Source organism: uncultured Parasphingorhabdus sp., assembly GCF_963975735.1.
Lineage (GTDB): Bacteria > Pseudomonadota > Alphaproteobacteria > Sphingomonadales > Sphingomonadaceae > Parasphingorhabdus.
The window spans coordinates 452,287-472,009 of sequence record NZ_CAXBIA010000002.1 but is presented as its reverse complement, the minus strand read 5'-3'; the positions used below and the strand labels follow the sequence as shown (position 1 = coordinate 472,009).

Sequence of the window (19,723 nt, the reverse complement as noted above, 5' to 3'; positions counted from 1 at the left end):
TCGAGATCTTCCATGAAATACATTCCTTTATTGCCCGAGCGCGCCCCTTGCTTGCCATCGGGAAAGAGTCGTTTGCGCCGATCGGCTACCCTTCTCATCTCAGCGATCCTGCTCGCTGCCGGCATAACGGGTCAGGCTGCCGCAGAATCGGCTGCGGATCTCGCGGACGATGCCCGGGTTGGCCGCTTTTCCGGCGTTGTCGCCACTGCTGAACGCGGCATCGTGCATGTTGTCGACGCGCGCGGCGCTGCGGCAGCCGGAAGCGATATCGTCAATGGTGCCCAGGTTGCCTACCCACTGGCATCGGTGACAAAGGTCCTGACCGCTACGACGGTCATGCGGCTGGTCGAGGACGGCCGTATCGATCTGACGGATACCGTAGCGAACTATCTCCCGGAATATGCGGACCGGCCCTTCGCCGGGGTGACGATTGCTCAACTTCTTAGCCATACAGGCGGCGTGCCCAGTCTTCTTAAGAACGATCAGGGGCTTGGCGACGAGCCGCTCGATTTCAATGTTCTCGCATTGCCGACCAGCACAAGCGCCCTGATCGACCAGTTTTCAGCCGCACCGCTGCTGTTCGAACCCGGCGCGCGCTACAGCTATTCGAATTCCGGCTATATTCTGCTGGGTCGCATCATCGAGGTTGCAACCGGCATGCCCTATTATTCTGCACTGGACGCGCTCGTGCTGGCACCGGCCGGGGTGTCCAAGGAATTTTGCCTTTGCCGCGACCTATCTGGTTACCCCAATGCGACAGCGTTCGAACGGCGTGGTGACAGCTTCTTGCCTGCCCCTGTCATTGATCCATCGCAGACGTTCAGCGCCGCAGGTGTCCGGGCGACCCCGGAGGGGCTGCTGAAATGGAGCGAAGCCCTGATGGCGGGCCGCATCCTCGCGCCGGAGTCTCTTGAGCGAATGTGGACGCCGGTGACCCCGACCCGCAATCCCGGCGAATCTTTCGCGCTTGGCTGGCTTGTCCGGGACGTCGACGGTGTGCGCCAGGTCGCCCATGACGGCACAATGCCGGGCACCGTCAGCTATCTGGTCCTGACTCCGGCAGAACATCGTGCGGTGTTCGGAGATCTTAATCGCACTCTTGACCTTGATCATATCACGGACAGCGAAGCCTATTTGCGACAGTTGGTTTCATCCGTTGTCGCGGGCAACGCGCCAGCGACCGTCCCGGCCCTTGCTCTGTCGCTGACGGGCCAGACGCTGGAGGGGGCCTACCGGCTACCGGAAGACCGCATCTTTACGCTCCAAACCGATGCTATGGGGCAGATCTGGCTTGAAACCGACGGAAGCTGGTCGGTCTTGCAATTGCCAAAACTCGTTCACGCAGATGGGCCACTCGCGGAAGATGCCGCCGAAGCCATTACTGATTGGGCGAAGAACGGTCACACCGGGCTTGCGGAGCACTTCAGCCAGAAAATGGCTGCCAATGTGCCTGCCGGAGCAATGGATGCTACTTGGAGCCAATTCATCGAGCAGTTCGGGGCGTATCGTCGCCACCACGTCTATTCCGTCACCGACGACTTTGCGGAGGTTCGCATCGATTTTGATCGAGGGTCAATGGACATCGGGATCGTTTACGACGACGGGGGTCAAATCAACGGGCTACAACCCGTGGGACAAGAAGTCGAAATGCCGGCTACTCGCCTGCGCGCATGGGTTACCGCCGAGGGGAACCTCTGGATCGATGGCTTTCTCCATGGCGGGCCCGACGTGTCGGCCTCTATCGATAGCGATGGGGGGCTGACCTTTCAATCGGGACAGCGCGCCATACCTCAACCTGCCCGATAAGCAGGGGATGGCTTCCGATCGCGTGGTTCATATAAAGTGGCTGAATGGTTGTTTCGAGGGGCTTGCCTATGTCGCAAGAATACAAATATCGACTTTATGTCATGGAATCCCGCGCTGAGCTACATGCCTTCTACTTTGGCTTTCCGCCAATAGAAAAGAGCCGCGAATGTCACGATGATCGGAACCATCAGGCCATATTCGTCGATCCACAATCCAGTTGTCTCGTTCTGCTCAGTCAATGGCGTGAAGATTTTTTGGATGAATATATTATGGGCGGCGTGGAAGAAGACGGCAGGCCAGAGGCTCTCCGATCGGAACGTAAAATAAGTCATGATGATCGACATGCTTACGATCATCAGGGTAAAGCAACCCAACTGAATCGCCGGATCACCGCCACCATAGGCAATGATTATCGGGAAGTGCCAAGCGGCCCATATGAGGCCGCTGACCAAGGAGACACCGCCAAATGGCAATACTTTGCGAAGCTCCCAGATGAAAAACCCGCGCCATCCGATTTCCTCGCCAATGATCGACCCGAGCGACTTGATCAGCTGCACCGTCGCCAAAAGGCCGGTCATGACCAGAAGCGGGGCCCATACGCTTCCGGGCTTAAAACCAAGCTCGGTCGTCCATTCCGCTACGGTTTCGCGGTTCGGCCCCCCGCCTAATCCAAGCGCCCAGATCAGTCCATAAGCAACGGAGACATATAAGACTGGTATCAGGTAGCTCTGCCAATTGAAGCGCCAGTGCCCCCATTTCCAGGGCAGCGTAGACCATGCCCGACCCCTTATGCTCAAAGTAATAAGGGCCGCCAGAGCCGGGCACCACATTAGCGCACCGACATAGATGCTTGCCGGATTAAGCTGGACGATCGCGAAATGCGCAAGGCCGCTAAGGCCGCACAATAAGGCAATAAAGATGGAAATTGTAATCCAAGCTTCTCGCCGTTCTTCTAAGATTTTTGTCATTGGGTGTATTACTAGACTAACATAGCTCCTGTCGAGTGCTATTTGCTTGTTAGGTTTCAAGGTCCGCAGGACCGGCCTGTAAGCCTGGAAATGGCGGCAAAGCTGACTGACAATAACTGCTGCACAATGTCAGGCATTGCCGAACGCGACCTAAAAACTGACCGATAGCTTCCCACCCACTTGTTGCCATTCGACTGCGGGCAGTCAGTATGCGCTGAGTGTCTGCTTTCAAAATCAAGCTTGGACATCGGCATTGACAATGTTTGCGCCCAAAGCGGCCATCCTAGTTCAATACTTAACCCACCACGAAGCCACCCGCTTCCAAGACGTATCGACCTTATGTTGTTTGCATCAACAACAGCAAAAGGAAATACACGACATGAGATTTAACCTATATGAAGTAGAGATAGAGCGGAGCAACGGCTGGTCAAAGGCCCAAGTCGTCGCGCCGAGCGAACAGCGCGCTGCAGAGTTAATTTTCGATCACGACACGTTGCTTGGACAGGATCACTTGCAGTTCACACTGGAACGAGTCGATGAAATATTATCCTGTGACCGGCGCAAAGGTCTGGACGACATGCTCGACAATTCCCCGGTGGGCATTGCAAGCTTCAACGAAACTATAGGCTGGGTTGGGCATGTCGCAGCCGTACCACAGCTTCAGTTATTCGGGATTGAGGACAGCAAGGGTTTGCAGACCTATATGATCGCTCCCAACAAAGACATTGCAGCAGCGCTTTATCTCGGCAGCAATGTTTTGTCAGACGGTGAGCAAAGAATTTTCAGGTTCTTCGACGGACTCACGGATCTTCCACCTGACCACATCCACAGCCTAGATTGCCTGCTGGAATTCGGACCGGTTGGTATCGCAGACTTTCATCCCGAAAGCGGCTGGTCAGTATCATAGCACCCTTGCACTGAATCAGCTTGCCTCGAACTGGAACACCAATTCGAGGCAAGCTATTCTATTACCAGCAGATGCGTGTTGAGTTTGACCAAAAATCTAATCTCTAGGCGGCCACCTCCAGAGGTCTCGCACTTGAACGGCTTTGAACAGTGGATAAGCAATCCATCGCTCAAAAACAGGTGCAGCTCAAACGCAAATCGCGCAACAGCGACCTCTACGAGAATTATTTGAGAGCGGTTATACCCGATGGATCCAAATATCCCCGAAACTACCCCTAAAAACCGAACAGCAATAGCCTTGGATATTTCCAGCTATGACTGCACGATAATTCACTTACAAGTCGAAGACTGCTGGCGCCATGTGAACGGCCTAAATATCATCAGCCGACCGGTATTCTTCCACATCGATCTCACCGGCCATACGGCCGACGGCTACGGCCACGGTGGCGTCGCCGGTAACGTTGGTCATGGTCCGCATCATGTCCAGCAGATGATTAATCCCTGCAACGAAAGCTATTGTTTCTAGCGGCACGCCAATTGACGAAAGCACAAGACTCATCATTACAAGCCCTGATCCTGGTACGCCTGCCGCGCCGATCGCGCCAAGGGTCGATGTAACAGCGATTAATACATAGGAAATCCAGGTAAGCTCGATACCATAAGCTTGCGCGCCAAACAGCGCGATCACACCCAGGTACATCGCGGTGCCATTCATGTTTATGGTGGCCCCCAACGCCACGGTAAAACTGGCTATGGAGTTTGATACCCCAAGGTTCCGTTCCACGCAGCGCAGCGTCACCGGTAAAGCCGCATTGGATGAAGCGGTGGAAAAGGCTATTGCCTGTGCATCAATAATGCCGCGATAGAAATCAACCACGGAAAGCCGAGCAATGAAACGGATGATGAGCGGATAAACGATCACGAGAATGAGGCCGCAGCCAAGATAATTTAGCATCACCAGCTTGCCGAGTGGCAGTAGCGCTTCAAAGCCAAATGTGCCAGCAACCCAGGCGATCAGCGCAAAGACGCCGAACGGCGTCAGTTCCATCACGATCATCGTCATTTTCTGCATGACCGCAGAACCGGCATCCATCGCTCTAGCGAGAGGAGCGCCCTCACTGCCGGTCGCAAGGATGGAAATACCAAAAAGCACCGCAAAGACAATGACCGGAAGGATGCTGCCTTGCGCCATTGCCATGACCGGATTGTCGGGCACGAGATTGACGATCATATCGATGATCGACTGATCAGGCGGAACGGGAATTTCGCTGCCCTCAGGCAAGCTGATGATCAAGCCTGCACCGGGCTGGACCAGCTGCGCCAAGGTCATGCCCAGCGTGACAGAGATGGCGGCGGTGCACAGGAATAGTCCGATTGCTTTTCCGCCCACCGAGCCCAGCTTGCCGATATCGCCGATCGCGGTGATACCCGATACAAGCGAGAAGAAAATCAGAGGAACCACCAACATCTTAATTGACCGGATAAAAAGATCCCCGATCCACTTGATCGACTGGGCATTATCGCCCAGCAAAACACCTGCGAGAACGCCCAGAACCAAAGCCAAAACGACGCGCTTCCACAGAGCGGTGGTGAACCAATATTTTATCATATCGAACTTTGGTCTCCGTAAAGTTGGTCCAGCGTAGCAGTAGTCAAATTTGAGACCAGAGCCTTTTCCATGGCTCGCTATAACCAAAGGCTATATTGAAACGAGAAAAATTGATATCGGCGTGGTTTGGCGGAAAAGCCGGTGCGGAGATAGCCGTATACACATACACGGTCATCGCCTAGCAATAGGTCAGGATAACCGAATTATGAGACCAATCATGGCCGCCAGCCGTTGCCAATCCCTTCCCATTCGCTTCAGGATTTTATCATCGCCCCTTCACTGTCATAGGTAAAAACATGCGTCTGCGTCATATCGAGATATTTCACGCCGTTTATCTGCACGGCACTGTCAGCGCCGCCGCTCGCGCGCTCAATGTTTCCCAGCCAGCTGTCACGAAAACTCTAAAGCATGCTGAGCAGCTGTTAGGATTTCCGCTGTTCGACAGGCAAGCCGGCCGGCTGGTTCCGACCGACGACGCGCATACGCTTTTTATCGAGGTGGCTGATATACAGCAGCGAGTCTCCTCTCTCCGCCAAGTAACCCGCAACCTTCGCAATGGCAGCGGATCACTCCGCGTTTCTGTTCTGCCCTCGCTGGCACTGGATATTCTGCCCCGGGCCGTCAGCCTGTTTTCGCAAAAACATCCCGATGTCTATTTCGACCTCCAGACATTGCATCACGAGGAAATCACCCGTTCGCTATACGAACGGGAGGCTGATATAGTCATCGCCTATCAGGCCCCGCCAGGATTACCGGTCATTTCCAGCTGGCTCGGCGAAGGCGAACTTGGGCTGTTGTATCGGCGACAAAATCTACCCGATTTGCCGGAGAGAGTTTCCCTGCAGGACGTCTGCAATGAAAGGTTCATCAGCCTCGCGGAAAGTGGCCCGATCGGTGATTTGCTCCGGCGCGAATTGGGCAGAAGCGGTATCGAGCTCAACGAAATTCTGTCTGCCCGCACATTTTATATCGGCTCCGCACTCGTTCGAAAAGGCATCGGGGTGGCGGTTCTCGACAACTTCACCGCTCAGGCGACAGTTGATGACGACCTGGTATTCAGCCCGCTGCAACCAACGCTGGCTTTCGACGTATGTGCCATAACATTGGAGAGCAGACCGTTCTCTCACGTGGCGCAGGAGTTCCTCAGCATATTCCGCACCTGCATCGATGAGGCATGAATTTGCAGGAGTGACAAAAGCCACCCCTGCAATTTAACGCATCCAGCCTAAACACTAGAAATTGATTTTTGCGCCAACCCGAAATGTCCGTCCCAGCAGGTCATAGAGAGACTGGTTGGTTGCCGGCGTCGCATAGGCGCTTCCCGCAGGACCCGAACCCACTACTGGAGGATCCTTGTCCAGAAGATTCGATACCGATGCGAACAAGGTGAGGTCAGTCGATCCGTAACTGAAATCGTGATAGGCCGAAGCATCAAGATAGAACGCGCCATTAATATGGTTGGTGTTTATGGTCCGGGCGGTTGAAGTCGATGCCGGACAGCCAGTGGTGCACTCGATAAAACTGTTGTCGTACGTACCGGAGCTGATTCCGCGGCCAATCAGGTTCAAACGCAGTGGTCCGTTTGCATAGGATGCGGTCAGCCTGTACAGAAACTCCGGATTGCCACCGCTGCTATTTTGACCGGAGATATCCACTGCCGGATCAAGCCCGTTGTCGAGGGTATTCTCCAGATAGAACGTCGCGATGCCACGCAGAGTTAGTGAACCTGAACCGATCTCCGTGCGGTAGGATGTCTCAAAATCAAGCCCGCGTGCCCGCTGCGAGGCAAAGTTGAAGGGGCTTTCGAAAATCTGCAGGTTGGTACCATATTCATTCGGTCCGCGCACAATGGCACTGCAGTATTGAGTCACACCATCGAAGCATCGATCGATGATGGTTTGAGCATCAAGCGAGTCGATAGCATCCTTGATCTTGATGTCGTAATAATCGACCGATGCAGAAAAGCCCGGTACAAAAGATGGCTGGAAAATAACGCCTACGCCCCATTGATCCGCCTTTTCGGGGTCCAGATTGGGATTGCCCGTGGCGGTTCCGGCAAATGGCGCCGACTGGTTATTGTTGAACGGGTCGAGGACAGTGTTCGATCGGGTGGAACCAGCCGTGTACAGTTCAGCCAGATTGGGTGCCCGGATATCGCGCGAGCGGGTAGCGCGGAATCGAACGCCGTCAAACGGTTCGAAGCTCGCGCCGACCTTCCAGGTGGTTACGAAACCCGAGGTGGAATAATCAGTCGCGCGAATGGCCCCGTTCAGGTCGAGACTGTCGAGAACCGGTACCAACAGTTCCAGATATCCTTCGGTTACCGAATAGTCGCCGAAGCTCGGCAAGTAGTTGCCGGTAAACCAGCCCGACTGATACTGGTCTTCGACATAGCCGGAGACCTCTTCCGTACGATGCTCACCACCAATTGCGACCGCGACGGCGCCCGCAGGCAATTGAACGGTGTCAAAGGACAGATTGGCCGCATAGACATTCTGCTCGAACCGCTGCAGACGATAGAGATCACCCAGAATCCAGTCGACCGCGTTCGGGTCGGCGACATTTGTTCCGAAGCGGTTAAGCGGAATACAGCCGTTGCTTGGAGCCGTTAGCGACGAACGACAAACAATCGTGCCTGCAGTGACACCCAAACTGTTGCCAGCCGGCGCGAACACGGCATCGGTTGCCTGGGTCAAGCGCGTATTGTTTGCGATACCCAGTGCCGACTCCCGTGTTTTCGCGATGCCCTTCTGGATGTAGGCATCCCAGCGAGCAACGCTGCCGAACAGGTCAAACTCGCCATCTGCGCCGACGACGTACCGCTGAACGCCACGCTTTGTCTCGTTCGTGCGAATGCCAAGATCTGCATTTGTCGTACCGAACCGGAACGAGGTCTGGTTGGCGGCGACAAGCTGGTTACGGATGCTGTCGGGCAGAAAAGCGTTGTCCGCCTGGATCGTGACATTGCCCTGATTGCGATGGATACCCAGCTGCCCTCTGTTGACGGATCGAGAGTAGCTCGCCTGAGCAAAGACATTCAGCCAGGGCGCTATCTCGAAGCTGATCCGACCAAAGATGTTTTTCCGGTTTTCCGCCGGGTCAAGGGATTGGGTATCGTTCACTTGAGTCAGGCGCCAGTCACCGCCGACCAACCACGGATCATTCACGACCCCGAAATCCAGTTGCCCGATCGCCCCGCCTTGACCGAAGTAGGTGCCGCGCAACGGGCCAGTGGTGATAAGACCGCCGGGCGTCGCCAGACTGAGGCCAGCCTTGTCGATGATCAGTCGTTCCGGCGCACCATTTCCTGGCGCATAGTCCGGATTGTTGATCTGGTACCAACCCTGATTGTTCCAGTCTCTCGGAACACCGTCCAAGCCATCCCGGACCGCCAGTTCGCCGTTCAGAAGAATGTGCCCCCGTCCGTCGGCAAACGGCGTTCCAAAGGTGACATCAAACTTGCGATTTGCGGCGTCGCCATATGTCGAGATGCCCATGTCGGCACTGGCCTTCAAACCGGTATAATCTTCATTGAGAATGAAGTTGACCACCCCGGAGACCGCATCCGAGCCATAAGCAGCAGATGCGCCGCCCGTTACCACTTCAACTCCGGAAATGAGCGCCTGCGGGAATGTATTGACGTCGACCTGCCCACCCAGTGCCGATCCGACCGACCGTTGCCCGTTCAGAAGCACAAGCGTCCGGCTTGTTCCCAGTCCGCGGAGGTTGATGGTGTTGAGACCGGAGGTACCCGAACTCATGTTGAGGTTGGAGTTGGCCGGGGTGGAACTGCCGACGACCGAAGGGATCTGGTTGACGAAGTCCGCAACGTTCGCTGGCGCGCTTGCGTTTATGTCCTGGATACTCAACACGGTCAGCGGTGTGGGCGCGCTATAACCATCACGCTGGATCCGGGTTCCGGTCACCACGATTGGCGTAACCGCCGTCTCTGGTGCTTCCTGCATATCTTCTGGCAAATCGCCCTGCTGGACCTGTGCCATGGCGTTGGATGTAAATAGTAGACTTGCTGCCAGCGCTATATGCGACGCGATTATTTTTCCCGACATTATTAAGCTCCCTGTTGTTGCTTGGACGTTAGCTTCACCCGCCCATTATTTGGGCTAAGCGCTTCTGTTTCATGTAATATCTATTTACGTTGGTGGTCGGTGCGAGGCGTACTTAACAACCATCGACGCTCGATTTCCGCGGCAATGGCCGACCAGCGGCCTTGCCGGTGGGGACGCCTTTGTCGATCGCCAGGACTCCGTTGACGAGCACGGTTTGCACACCGGTTGAGAAAAGCGTCGGTTCGATGAACGTTGCTCGCGGTGCGTATGTTCCTGGATCAAAGACGACCACGTCGGCAAAAGCGCCTTTTGACAATGTCCCCCGCCCTTCGAGCGAGAATAATTTTGCCGGCACCGAAGTGCTCTGATCAACGAACCGTCTGAGGTTGATGACCTTAAGATCTTTCACATAGGTGTCGTACTTCCGGGCGTAGCTGGCGTAATAACGAGGATGTCCCAAAGATGCGTCTGAACTGGTCATGACCCATGGCCGATTCATGAACGCAGCGATGTCGGCCTCATCTTGATTGAACGAAGCCACTCTTACGTCAAGCCGGCGCAACACATCGATTGCCGCCTGCACGGGGTCAACGCCCGTCTCTGTCGCGATCTCCGCCAGCGTCTTGCCCTTAACGTCATCTGTGCCGCTGGTAAGCAGCAGCGAATCCGGGCCCCCACGCCGCCGCAGGTTATCAGCCATCTCCGTTTTGATCCTGGCCATTTGCTCGGGGTCGTCAAATCGCTCGAGAGTAGATTGACGACCGCCATCCTGGGCCCATCGTGGCAGCAGCGACGCGTCAAGCCCGGTGCCCGAAGCCGACCATGGATATTGATCGGCGTGCACGACCTGACCTGCCGCCTGAGCCTTCTCAACCGCTGCTATGATCGTGGACCCCTTGCCATGCACATCGACGCCCAGCGCCTTGATATGTGCAATGTGCACGGGAATTCCGGCTTGCTTTCCGATGTCCAGCGCCTCGGATACCGCCCCTTCCAGACCTATTGTGTAACTGGATTCGTCACGGATATGACTGTCATAAATACCCCCATGCTTTGCCGCGACCTTGGCCAGTGTGACAACCTCACCTTCCTTGGCATAGCTCTGCGGCGCGTAGAACAGGCCGGTCGAAAGTCCGAGCGCCCCCTGACACATGGCGCTGTCGACCAATGACACCATCTCGCTCAGTTCAGCGTCCGTCGGCGCACGATCTTCGCTGCCGATCACTTCGTTCCGCAATGCCCCCAAACCGATATAGCTGGCAAAATTGATCCCGTAGTCAAGGCCGGAACCTTCCGCGAAAACCGCTGAGATGTCGGTTGCGCCTCCCCCGTCAACGCCAATGAATGCGGTTGTGACACCCTGCGTTAGAAAGGGCATTACCAACCGGGCGGCTGGGAGTTCGGAACTTAACGCATCGCCGACATGGGTGTGAGTGTCGATAAAGCCTGGCGTAACAATCTTGCCTGTTGCCTCGATCGTTTGCAACGCCGCGCCAGAATATTTTGGCCCGATATAGACAATCCGGTCGCCTGAAATGCCGATGTCTCCGATAAAGGGTTCCGCGCCGCCGGGGTAAATCGTGCCGCCGGATATAAGAAAATCCACGCCGGAGTCTGCCCCTGCCGCCTGCGCTGCCGGACTACTCAAAAACAACCCTATCGCGAACGAACTGGCGATGAGACGTGCAGTTTCTGGAATCTTATTTTTCATAATAGCCCCGAATGGTTGTTTAATTACATGGAGTTTGAACGATGCCTGTGTTTATGCCAATGATTTTTGTGCAGCGCAGTATAACCCACGGATATACCTAGCCCCAGAAGCCAGGCTCTGGCGGAGCCATGGTCCCGCAACTTTCCACTACGCCGTTGTCCCGGTCTTCGCTCAGCAACGTCGGCCCATCGAGATCAACAAAGGCACAACGCTGCGCGATGATCAGGGCGGGTGCTATGGAAAGCGAGCTGGAGACCATGCATCCCATCATCAACCCCAGTCCCTCGCGCTCCGCCGCTTCAAGCATTACAAGCGCAGTCGTTAGGCCGCCGGTTTTGTCGAGCTTTATATTCACGTAGTCGTAGCGACGCGCCAACTGTGCAAGATTGTCGGTAACATGGCCAGATTCGTCAGCGGCTAGTGGAACAAGCGAGGTGAAACCCTCCAGGTCCGCATCGTTCTCGGCGGGCAAAGGCTGCTCGAGCAGATCAACGCGAAGATCGACGAGTTGCTGCTGCCATGATCCAAGCTGTTCTATGGACCAGCTTTCGTTTGGGTCGACAATCATCCGAGGGCTTGGCGCGACTTTCCGCACGGCGCGCAAGGCGGCGATAGGGTCGGAGGCATCGACCTTCACTTTCAGCAAAGGCACGTCTCGTAACTGTCGCGCAGCCGCTGCCATATTCTCAGGCGTGTCGAGGCTGACCGTGATCGCCGTATCGACCGGCTTGAGTTTTTCCCAGCCGATCCGCTCCACCACCGACACGCCGGTCTGCTTCGCTTCGAGATCCCAAAGCGCACAATCGATGGCGTTTCGCGCAGCACCCGGTGACATAATCTCGGTCAGCCGCTGCCGATCAGCACCCGCTTCGATATCCGCGCGAACCGCCTCGATCTGAGCCAGCCCGCTCTCGATCGTTTCGTTGTAACGGGCATAGGGTACGCTTTCCCCGCGCCCGACATTCTCGCCGTCGCGGACCTCCACGAAGATCGTGTCGGCGACCGTCTTGGTCCCGCGCGAAATCCGAAACGGCCGCTTCAGGCGGAATGGGAGGTGGGAGGCCGAGAGGTGACGAAGCATTGTTCAATCCTGTCAATTATGGGGCCAGTGCCTTGTGCATAAGGATCAACGCAAGGCAGTCCGGTTGTTTCGGCAATTTCGGCACACACAGCACGAGCTTCCTTTTCCGCCAGCATCGAGGTGTTGACCGCTACACCCACCGCTACCACGTCCGGGCTGGTAAGACGCGCCTGCTCCAGATTGGCAGCGATAGTGCGCTCAAGGGAAGGCATCGGATAGTGCGGAAGTCCGCGCATATGCGGCCGCGTTGGTTCATGGCAGATAACGATCGCACTCGGCTGAGCGCCATGCAGAAGCCCCGTGGATACGCCGGCGAAAGACGGGTGGAAAAGTGACCCCTGCCCTTCAATCAAATCCCATCCCCCGTCGCTTCTTGCTGGCGCGAGCTGCTCTATCGCGCCGGAAATAAAATCGGCAATAACCGCGTCGACCGGCACGCCGGATCCGGCGATCATTATGCCGGTCTGCCCCGTGGCACGAAAGTCTGCAAGGTAGCCGCGCGCCTGCATCGCTTGTTCGATACAAAGCGTCGCCACCATCTTCCCAACCGAACAATCGGTACCGACGGTAAGCAGACGCAGCCCTCGGCGCGGCAATCCGTTTCCAACCTTCAAATTCGCGGCGGGATCGCGCACATCGATAAGCGTGCGTCCTTTCTGCACGGCCAGTTCAGCAAGTTTGGGAATATCGCGCAATCGGTTGTGCAGTCCAGACGCAATGTCCAGCCCAGCGTTCAGCGCGGCTTCTGTATCTGCTATAAGTTCGTCCGTGAGCAGGCCGCCTGCACTTGCGACCCCCAGGATAAGCGTCTTGGCCCCGGCTTGTACCGCTTGTGCGAAGCCCATTTGCGGTAAACCAAGGGTCAGAGTACTGCCCTCATGAACGAACTCGCCTACGCAATCGTCAGGGCGAAACATCGCGATGCCACGCGAAGTTTTGATCGACAAAGGATCTGATGTGGATCCGAGATATAGTAAATATGGAGTTTGTATCATAGCGCCGACCGTTGTTAGAGTTCGACCCTTGGTAGGCGATTGGGCTCCAGCGGTAATATCATATGCAGCACGAAAGGTATAACCGCAGCTTATAGTCGAGGAGGTAACACCCATCCCAAACTCGCCTTTCTATTCGGGGATGAGTATGGCCGTGTAGCCAGTGCCTGCACGGTCATGGCTTTGCTTGGCGATAAAACCGGAGAGCCGAGCCGCCTGAAACCAATCTACCACGATCGCGATGCCGCCTGCGTTTCAAACCGGTATGCCCGGTATATTCGCGACAACCCGCAATCGGGAATATTTGGTAGCGGAGGAGGGACTCGAACCCCCGACACATGGATTATGATTCCACTGCTCTAACCACCTGAGCTACTCCGCCATCGGGTCCCGGCGATTGTTTTAATCGCCACGAAACTCTCTCTGGACGGCGGCGCTATAGTCACAGCGTTCGGTCCGGTCAACAAGCTGAAGCGAGAAATACGCTAAAACTTGCACGGCCGATACAATCCGCGCTAACAGCGCCATCCAAGCCGGTAAGTGGCATCAAGGGGCAGGTATGAAAGCATTTTACGACATTTTGATTGTGGGCGCGGGCCACGCAGGTGCGCAAGCGGCCATTGCTTTGCGCCAGAAGAAATTTGAAGGCTCCATCGGCCTTGTCGGAAACGAGAAATATCCGCCCTACGAACGACCTCCCCTGTCCAAGGAATATCTCGCCGGAGAAAAGCCGTTCGAGCGCATTTTGTTGCGACCCGAAAGCTTCTGGGGCGAACGCGAAATCGACCTGTTGACCGGTCGCCGGGTATCGAAACTCGATCCGGTCGCCAAAAAGGTCATGCTCACCTCCGATGACGAAATCGGCTATAACAAGCTGATCTGGGCAACCGGCGGATCTCCGCGCATGCTCGATTGTCCGGGAAGCCAGGCACGCAATATTCACGCCGTCCGGTCGCGCGCAGACGTCGACAAGATCATGGCAGCATTGCCGACCGTCGACAAAGTCGTTGTCGTCGGCGGCGGCTATATCGGGCTGGAAGCAGCCGCTGTGCTCACGAAACTTGGCAAACATGTGACGATCGTCGAATCGCTTGATCGGGTCCTATCGCGCGTAGCCGGCGAACCGCTGTCGCGATTCTATGAGGCCGAGCATCGCCGTCAGGGCGTGACCATAGAATTGGAAGCAACTGTCGCCGGCTTCGAAACCGGTGAAGACGGAATTGCAACAGCCGTGACGCTCGCCGACGGACGCGTGCTGGAGGCCGACATGTTCGTAGTCGGCATCGGCATCATTCCCGAAACCGGCCCGCTGGTGGCGGCTGGCGCAGCGACCGGAAATGGCGTCGACGTTGATTCCCATTGCCGGACCAGTCTCGACGATATTTACGCGATCGGCGATTGCGCCGCGCACAGCAATGCCTATGCCGACGGCGCGATGATCAGACTGGAATCGGTGCAGAACGCCAATGACCAGGCGAAAGTGGCTGCCCTCGATATACTCGGCGAGGAAGCCGAATATGACAGTGTGCCCTGGTTCTGGTCGAACCAATATGATCTGCGGTTGCAAACCGTCGGACTGTCAACCGGCCATGACAGCCATGTCGTTCGCGGCGATCCGGATTCGCGCAGTTTTTCGATAATCTATTATCGCGACGGCAAGGTCGTGGCGCTCGATTGCGTCAATGCCACCAAAGATTATGTGCAGGGCCGCAAAGCCGTCGTCGAGGGATTGAATCTCGACAAGGACGAGCTCGCCAATACCGAGATTCCGATCAAGGAAGTCGGAGTCTACTAGCGCCCCCGGAAAGACCATGCGCCGATGTCCTGCCACAGGCCATCGGCATAATAATGCAGACCGATCCCGCGGATCGTGAACGGCCGCGGTTCGAATTCCCCGGATAGCTGTTCGAAAAGCAATTGCGCTTCTCCGGGGTTCACCTTGTTCTGGACGGTGATATGCAACCGGGGTGTTTGCTGGTCCTGCGCCACCAGCAGTCCGGCGAAACGGTCGGCTAGTTCCATCCGCAGATCAAGCAGTTCGGGCGCGTGCAGCCGATAGGCGACGCCATTGCCAAGATGGATCAAACCGGACAGCATCGCTTCCGGTTTCGGCATGATAGCGGTCAGCGTGACGACAGCGGATTTGATTTCATCCAGCGCTTGCGGCGGCAGATGGTGGAACAAGGTGATATGGGCGCCGATCCTGTTCCTGTCCGGCGGATAATGGCGACGGCGCAATCCGTCCGCCCAGGCCAGATCCTGCTTGCCCATAAGCGCCGTCATGATGATGGGTTTGTTGAGGCGCTCCATATGGTCAATCTATCGCACATAAAAAAACCGCGAGCAATTTCTTGCTCGCGGTTTCGTTGGGGGATGGGATCGGGCTTAAGCCGCTTTCTTTGCTGCTTCGCTGCTATCCAGCCAGTTCAGCAACTTTTCAGGGGTCGATTCGACATAAGGATCGGCATCGACGCCATCATCGTTGATGCCGGGCTCTTCGAACCAGGCGCTGACGACGCCATCATCGGCGATCATCGAATAGCGCCAGCTACGATCACCAAAACCGAGATGGTTTTTCTTGATCAACATGCCCATGCGGCGAGTGAAGTCACCCGAGCCGTCTGGCAGCAATTTGACTTTTTCGAGTCCGAGGGACTTGCCCCACTGGTACATCACGAATGCATCATTGACCGAGATACAATAGACCTCGTCAACGCCGCGCGCCTTGAACTCGTCATAGAGACGTTCGAAAGCCGGGCACTGCTCGTTTGAGCAAGTGGGGGTAAATGCACCCGGCAGGGAGAAGACAGCGATACGTTTGCCAGCGAACAGGTCCTTGGTGTTCACATCGAGCCAGCTAAAGGGATTTTCGCCGTCGACTGATTCGTCACGAACGCGGGTTTTCAGGGTAACTTCAGGGATATTTCTACCGATCATTATGGACTCCGTTTGTTTCAATGACCGCTCGCTAGCAGCCAAATATATATCGGCTAAATTGATTTAATCTTCCTGACTGATTTACATAATCAATCACCGGCCGGTTTCACTTGAAAGTCCGCCGTCAAAATATCACCATGGCGATCAATTTTCGGGGATGGGGATAGAATATGACGGAAACAACAAAAGCGCCGCTTTGGTTCTGGGTCATCGGCGTGATCGCCCTCCTCTGGAACATGATGGGTCTCGCCGCCTATTTTCAGCAGTTCATGATGAGCCCGGAGGCTTTCGCAACGCTCCGTCCGGAACAGCAAAACCTGCTGCTCGATCAACCGGTCTGGCTGACCTCCGCATTTGCAGTCGCGGTGTTCGCCGGATTTGTCGGCTCCATCCTGCTGCTTGCGCGCAAACGTCTGGCGGTAAGGATGTTCCTGCTGTCGCTGATCGCTGTCTTCATCCAGTTTGGCGGCCTGTTTCTGCTAAAGGGATATGCAGACGTGCTGACCGGTGGCGAATGGATAATGCCGATCCTGATTCCGGTTTTTGCAGCCGGACTTTACCTCTACGCGCGCAAGACGGAAAAAGACGGCATCCTGGCCTAGGTTCCGATCTCGCTAGGTTGAGGTGCTAAACGGCGTGAAATCGGTATCTTCGTCATAGATATCGACACCCTCGCGCCGCTTGAGCCAGCCGACCACCAGATAGGTCACCGGCGTCAGCACAGCCTCCCACAGCACTTTCAGCGCCCAGTTTGTCACCATCACGGCAAACACCACCGAAGGCTCCCACAGCCCCCAGAATGCCAGCGGATAGAAGATAAGACTATCGACACCCTGCCCCACCACCGTCGAACCGATGGTCCGGCTCCACAAGGCCTTGCCTTGCGTCCAGACCTTCATCCGGGCCATCACATAGCTGTTCACAAATTCACCGGCCCAGAAAGCAACGATAGATGCCGCAACGATGCGCGGAACCTGTCCGAAGACGCTCTCGTAAGCAGCCTGCCCTTCCCAGCCCTCGGCCGGCGGCAGCGACACCACCACCCAGCTCATGAAGGCCATGAACAGCAGCGCGGCAAAACCGGCCCAGATCACCCGCCTCGCCCGCGCATAGCCATAGACCTCGGTCAGTACGTCGCCGATCACATAGCCAAGCGGAAAGAATAATATCCCCGCGCCATATATCCACTGCTCGCCGCTGATCATGATGAAGGTCGGCTTGGCCGCACCGATGACATTGGACAGCAGCAGCACCGTGACAAAGGCCGCCATCACAAAGTCATAATAATGAAAACGGCGGCCGGACTGGCTGGAGGCGGAGGTCCGCTGGATCGAGCTGTTGGTCATAAACCGTTCTTACCCCACATCCGCGACAATTCAACATTTATGGCGGTCGATGCACAACACGGTTTGCAGCCGGTCAAAAGACGGCTAAAGCCCATCGAAATGACGCGCCCGTAGCTCATCTGGATAGAGCGCGAGACTTCTAATCTTGAGGCAGCAGGTTCGAGTCCTGCCGGGCGCACCATTTCCCCATATTTTGAAACCGCTATTGTTGCGCAGGCAACGCGATTACAATGGCGACGAATAAGGCAGCTTCACCTGTTCGCGTGTCAAACGAGCGATCGGAAAACTGCCATCACCATATTGATGCGGCTTATTCCGGGCTGATATCGCGCTACAGCGAATTGTTAGCCAAATTTGTCTTTCCCACGCGGCACTTTCCGGCGAGCCACGCAACCGTTTAACTCCAGCAGGAGCCTGGGAAATTCTGCTTGCAGAGCGGAAGTGAGCGAGGGATCGCAAGTGGCCACGATCGTGTTCGGAGATACTGACGCCACGCGGCTGACATCGCCGGTCTCTTCGACGCTCCGCCCGTTTTCGCGGGCGACCATGGCGTGGAAACGCAGTTCGGGCGCATAATGGCGATCGATGGAAATGGCTGTGCCCTTGTCCACCAGCAATATCGGTGCGCGCTCGGCTGCCAGGCCATCGAGCAGGACGCCATAGCGCGCGCCCGGATAATCCAGCCGTGGGTCGATCAAATTGAGGCGCATCTGCACGGACTGGGCCATCGCGATTGCTAGCAATATCACGGGAGCGATGCGCACGATTGAGGCGCGGCGAGAAGACATCGCGCCGGTTGCAGCAAGCGCCTTTATGTGGGTCAGGCAAGCATGGACCGCTAGCGCTGCGGCGATGGCGAGAAACGGATATGCCGGAAGATAATAATGTTGCAGCTTCGTGGCACTGATCGATACGATGACAAGCAAGCCGAACGCGATGCAGAGCGCATAGATTAGCGCAAATCGTGTTCTGCCGCGGGCGATCGTCAGTGCGAATGGCGCCAGTAAGGCTGCGGTGCCGAGGCTGAACAAACCGTTGACGAACGTAACCTGGAGATAAGCCCAGGGAGGTCCCGAATGATTGCCCAACGCTTCGCTGAAGCGGCCGGCGACATCATTATAGAGCGTCGCGCTCAGATATCCCGGCGCCGCATATTCGCGTAAAGCGAGGAAAAGAATTAGCGGCGCAAGCGCGAGCAGCCCGGCTAGGAAATAATTAGGCGTCGTAAATGGCCTACGCCAGCGTCCTGTTACCAAGATGTAGAGAAAAACGCCGGCAACCGGCGCGCCGCCGGCTACGCTCTTGGTCATCAAGGCGGCAGCTGCAAACAGGCCGGCGAGCAATATCCAGCGAAGTGGCGGGCTTTGCCGGTGCAGCGCAAAAAACAACAGCATCAGGTAACCGGTGGTTAAGAAGCAGAGCAATGCGTCATAATCACCCGTCCGCGCGCCATGTTCTCCGAAAAATCCGCCGCTGATCGCAAGCACCAGCCCGCCAAATGTCGCGATCCCAACCGAGCGCGTTATCCGGCGCAGGAAAAGCATGACGAGCAGGACTGTTCCGAGCGCGCTAATCAGCGACGGTAACCGAAGCGCGAATTCTGTTGGGCCGAATAGCGCCATGCTGCCCGTCATCAACCAGATGAGCAGCGGCGGCTTGGTATTCCAGAGATCGGGGGCAAAATTATAGGTCGTAACGAGACTGAGCCCGGTTTGCCGCATCTCCATGGCGTTGACTATGATCCGGCCCTCATCCCAGATAACAACCGGAATCGTTTTCCCGGTAAATAGAAGCAGAATGGCAAAGGTCGCGATTACGGCCAATATAAAGACCAGATGTCTGTCGACCAGCACGGTCGCGTTACTCCGCAACAGAATCAAGTCGGCTCTGCGGCGATGAAAGAATGATTGCGGATCCAGCGTAAAGCGACGTCCGTCGCCAAAAACGACGTAACGCGACAACAGATAGAATAGCGCAGAATAGACTATCAATCCTGAAAGATGGGCCAGAGGCTGATCTATATAGCCGGCGGCACGGAATGATGTCAGGACGAGTAAGTTCGCCGAATAGGCGACAGCAAATGCGCTGCCAAATAGCATCAATTCATTCAGTGATCGTGTGCCGTGGACAGAGAATGTCCAATAGCGATTCAAGCTATAGGATATTATCAGACCAAGGCCGTAGCCGAGCGCGTTGGCAGCATAGTCATTCAAGCCCGCGGATAGCGCGGCCAGAATGATGGCGAACCCGATGGCTGTGTTTAACAGTCCGACCAAACCAAATTTCACTACGGTCATCGT

The 19,723-nt window shown here is 56.0% G+C and carries 15 protein-coding genes and 2 tRNA genes; 6 read left to right on the top strand and 11 right to left on the bottom strand.

Annotation, left to right across the window (positions count from 1 at the left end):
- Positions 1-72: 72 nt before the first annotated feature.
- The gene (locus AACZ86_RS05770; protein ID WP_339690191.1) at positions 73-1,806 is read left to right on the top strand and encodes a serine hydrolase; all 1,734 of its coding nucleotides are present in this window, start codon (positions 73-75) and stop codon (positions 1,804-1,806) included.
- Between the two features lie 119 nt (positions 1,807-1,925).
- On the opposite strand, the gene AACZ86_RS05765 is transcribed toward AACZ86_RS05770, so the two are convergent.
- On the bottom strand, positions 1,926-2,834 hold the full coding sequence (locus tag AACZ86_RS05765; RefSeq protein WP_339690189.1) for a CPBP family intramembrane glutamic endopeptidase: 909 nt from the start codon (positions 2,832-2,834) through the stop codon (positions 1,926-1,928).
- A 199-nt stretch (positions 2,835-3,033) separates the two neighbouring features.
- On the opposite strand from AACZ86_RS05765, the gene AACZ86_RS05760 reads away from it, so the two are divergent.
- Complete coding sequence (locus AACZ86_RS05760) at positions 3,034-3,681, top strand: hypothetical protein (protein ID WP_339690187.1); 648 nt, start codon at positions 3,034-3,036, stop codon at positions 3,679-3,681.
- 369 nt (positions 3,682-4,050) lie between these two features.
- Here the strand turns inward: AACZ86_RS05760 and AACZ86_RS05755 are convergent, their stop codons facing one another.
- Complete coding sequence (locus tag AACZ86_RS05755) at positions 4,051-5,289, bottom strand: dicarboxylate/amino acid:cation symporter (protein WP_339690276.1); 1,239 nt, start codon at positions 5,287-5,289, stop codon at positions 4,051-4,053.
- 296 nt (positions 5,290-5,585) lie between these two features.
- Between AACZ86_RS05755 and AACZ86_RS05750 the strand changes: the two genes are divergently transcribed.
- Positions 5,586-6,467: a LysR family transcriptional regulator gene (locus AACZ86_RS05750; protein ID WP_339690186.1), complete on the top strand. Its 882-nt coding sequence runs from the start codon at positions 5,586-5,588 to the stop codon at positions 6,465-6,467.
- Positions 6,468-6,521: 54 nt separating this feature from the next.
- On the opposite strand, the gene AACZ86_RS05745 is transcribed toward AACZ86_RS05750, so the two are convergent.
- From AACZ86_RS05745 to AACZ86_RS05725, 5 genes are all read right to left on the bottom strand, one after another.
- Positions 6,522-9,356 carry a TonB-dependent receptor gene (locus AACZ86_RS05745; RefSeq protein ID WP_339690185.1) on the bottom strand — a complete coding sequence of 945 codons (2,835 nt, stop codon included), beginning with the start codon at positions 9,354-9,356 and terminating at the stop codon, positions 6,522-6,524.
- A 112-nt stretch (positions 9,357-9,468) separates the two neighbouring features.
- Positions 9,469-11,067 carry an amidohydrolase family protein gene (locus AACZ86_RS05740; protein ID WP_339690183.1) on the bottom strand — a complete coding sequence of 533 codons (1,599 nt, stop codon included), beginning with the start codon at positions 11,065-11,067 and terminating at the stop codon, positions 9,469-9,471.
- Between the two features lie 97 nt (positions 11,068-11,164).
- Positions 11,165-12,148, bottom strand: coding sequence for an N-acetyl-D-Glu racemase DgcA (gene dgcA / locus AACZ86_RS05735; protein ID WP_339690182.1), 984 nt, complete (start codon positions 12,146-12,148; stop codon positions 11,165-11,167).
- Positions 12,106-13,143: an N-acetyltransferase DgcN gene (dgcN, locus tag AACZ86_RS05730; RefSeq protein ID WP_339690181.1), complete on the bottom strand. Its 1,038-nt coding sequence runs from the start codon at positions 13,141-13,143 to the stop codon at positions 12,106-12,108. Before dgcN ends, dgcA begins: the two co-directional genes overlap by 43 nt.
- Positions 13,144-13,445: 302 nt before the next feature.
- Positions 13,446-13,522: transfer RNA gene (locus tag AACZ86_RS05725), tRNA-Met, on the bottom strand.
- Between the two features lie 177 nt (positions 13,523-13,699).
- On the opposite strand from AACZ86_RS05725, the gene AACZ86_RS05720 reads away from it, so the two are divergent.
- Positions 13,700-14,935: an FAD-dependent oxidoreductase gene (locus AACZ86_RS05720; protein WP_339690178.1), complete on the top strand. Its 1,236-nt coding sequence runs from the start codon at positions 13,700-13,702 to the stop codon at positions 14,933-14,935.
- Here AACZ86_RS05720 and AACZ86_RS05715 read toward each other — a convergent pair.
- Both AACZ86_RS05715 and AACZ86_RS05710 read right to left on the bottom strand, forming a co-directional pair.
- The gene (locus AACZ86_RS05715; RefSeq protein ID WP_339690175.1) at positions 14,932-15,423 is read right to left on the bottom strand and encodes a 2'-5' RNA ligase family protein; all 492 of its coding nucleotides are present in this window, start codon (positions 15,421-15,423) and stop codon (positions 14,932-14,934) included. The genes AACZ86_RS05720 and AACZ86_RS05715 overlap by 4 nt on opposite strands.
- Positions 15,424-15,525: 102 nt before the next feature.
- Positions 15,526-16,077, bottom strand: a complete 552-nt coding sequence (locus AACZ86_RS05710; RefSeq protein ID WP_339690174.1) for a peroxiredoxin — start codon at positions 16,075-16,077, stop codon at positions 15,526-15,528.
- Between the two features lie 170 nt (positions 16,078-16,247).
- On the opposite strand from AACZ86_RS05710, the gene AACZ86_RS05705 reads away from it, so the two are divergent.
- The gene (locus tag AACZ86_RS05705; protein ID WP_339690172.1) at positions 16,248-16,679 is read left to right on the top strand and encodes a sugar transporter; all 432 of its coding nucleotides are present in this window, start codon (positions 16,248-16,250) and stop codon (positions 16,677-16,679) included.
- Positions 16,680-16,691: 12 nt separating this feature from the next.
- On the opposite strand, the gene AACZ86_RS05700 is transcribed toward AACZ86_RS05705, so the two are convergent.
- Positions 16,692-17,423, bottom strand: a complete 732-nt coding sequence (locus tag AACZ86_RS05700; RefSeq protein ID WP_339690170.1) for a queuosine precursor transporter — start codon at positions 17,421-17,423, stop codon at positions 16,692-16,694.
- A gap of 104 nt (positions 17,424-17,527) precedes the next feature.
- On the opposite strand from AACZ86_RS05700, the gene AACZ86_RS05695 reads away from it, so the two are divergent.
- Positions 17,528-17,604: transfer RNA gene (locus tag AACZ86_RS05695), tRNA-Arg, on the top strand.
- 163 nt (positions 17,605-17,767) lie between these two features.
- Here the strand turns inward: AACZ86_RS05695 and AACZ86_RS05690 are convergent.
- Complete coding sequence (locus tag AACZ86_RS05690; RefSeq protein ID WP_339690167.1) at positions 17,768-19,711, bottom strand: GtrA family protein; 1,944 nt, start codon at positions 19,709-19,711, stop codon at positions 17,768-17,770.
- Positions 19,712-19,723 lie beyond the last annotated feature (12 nt).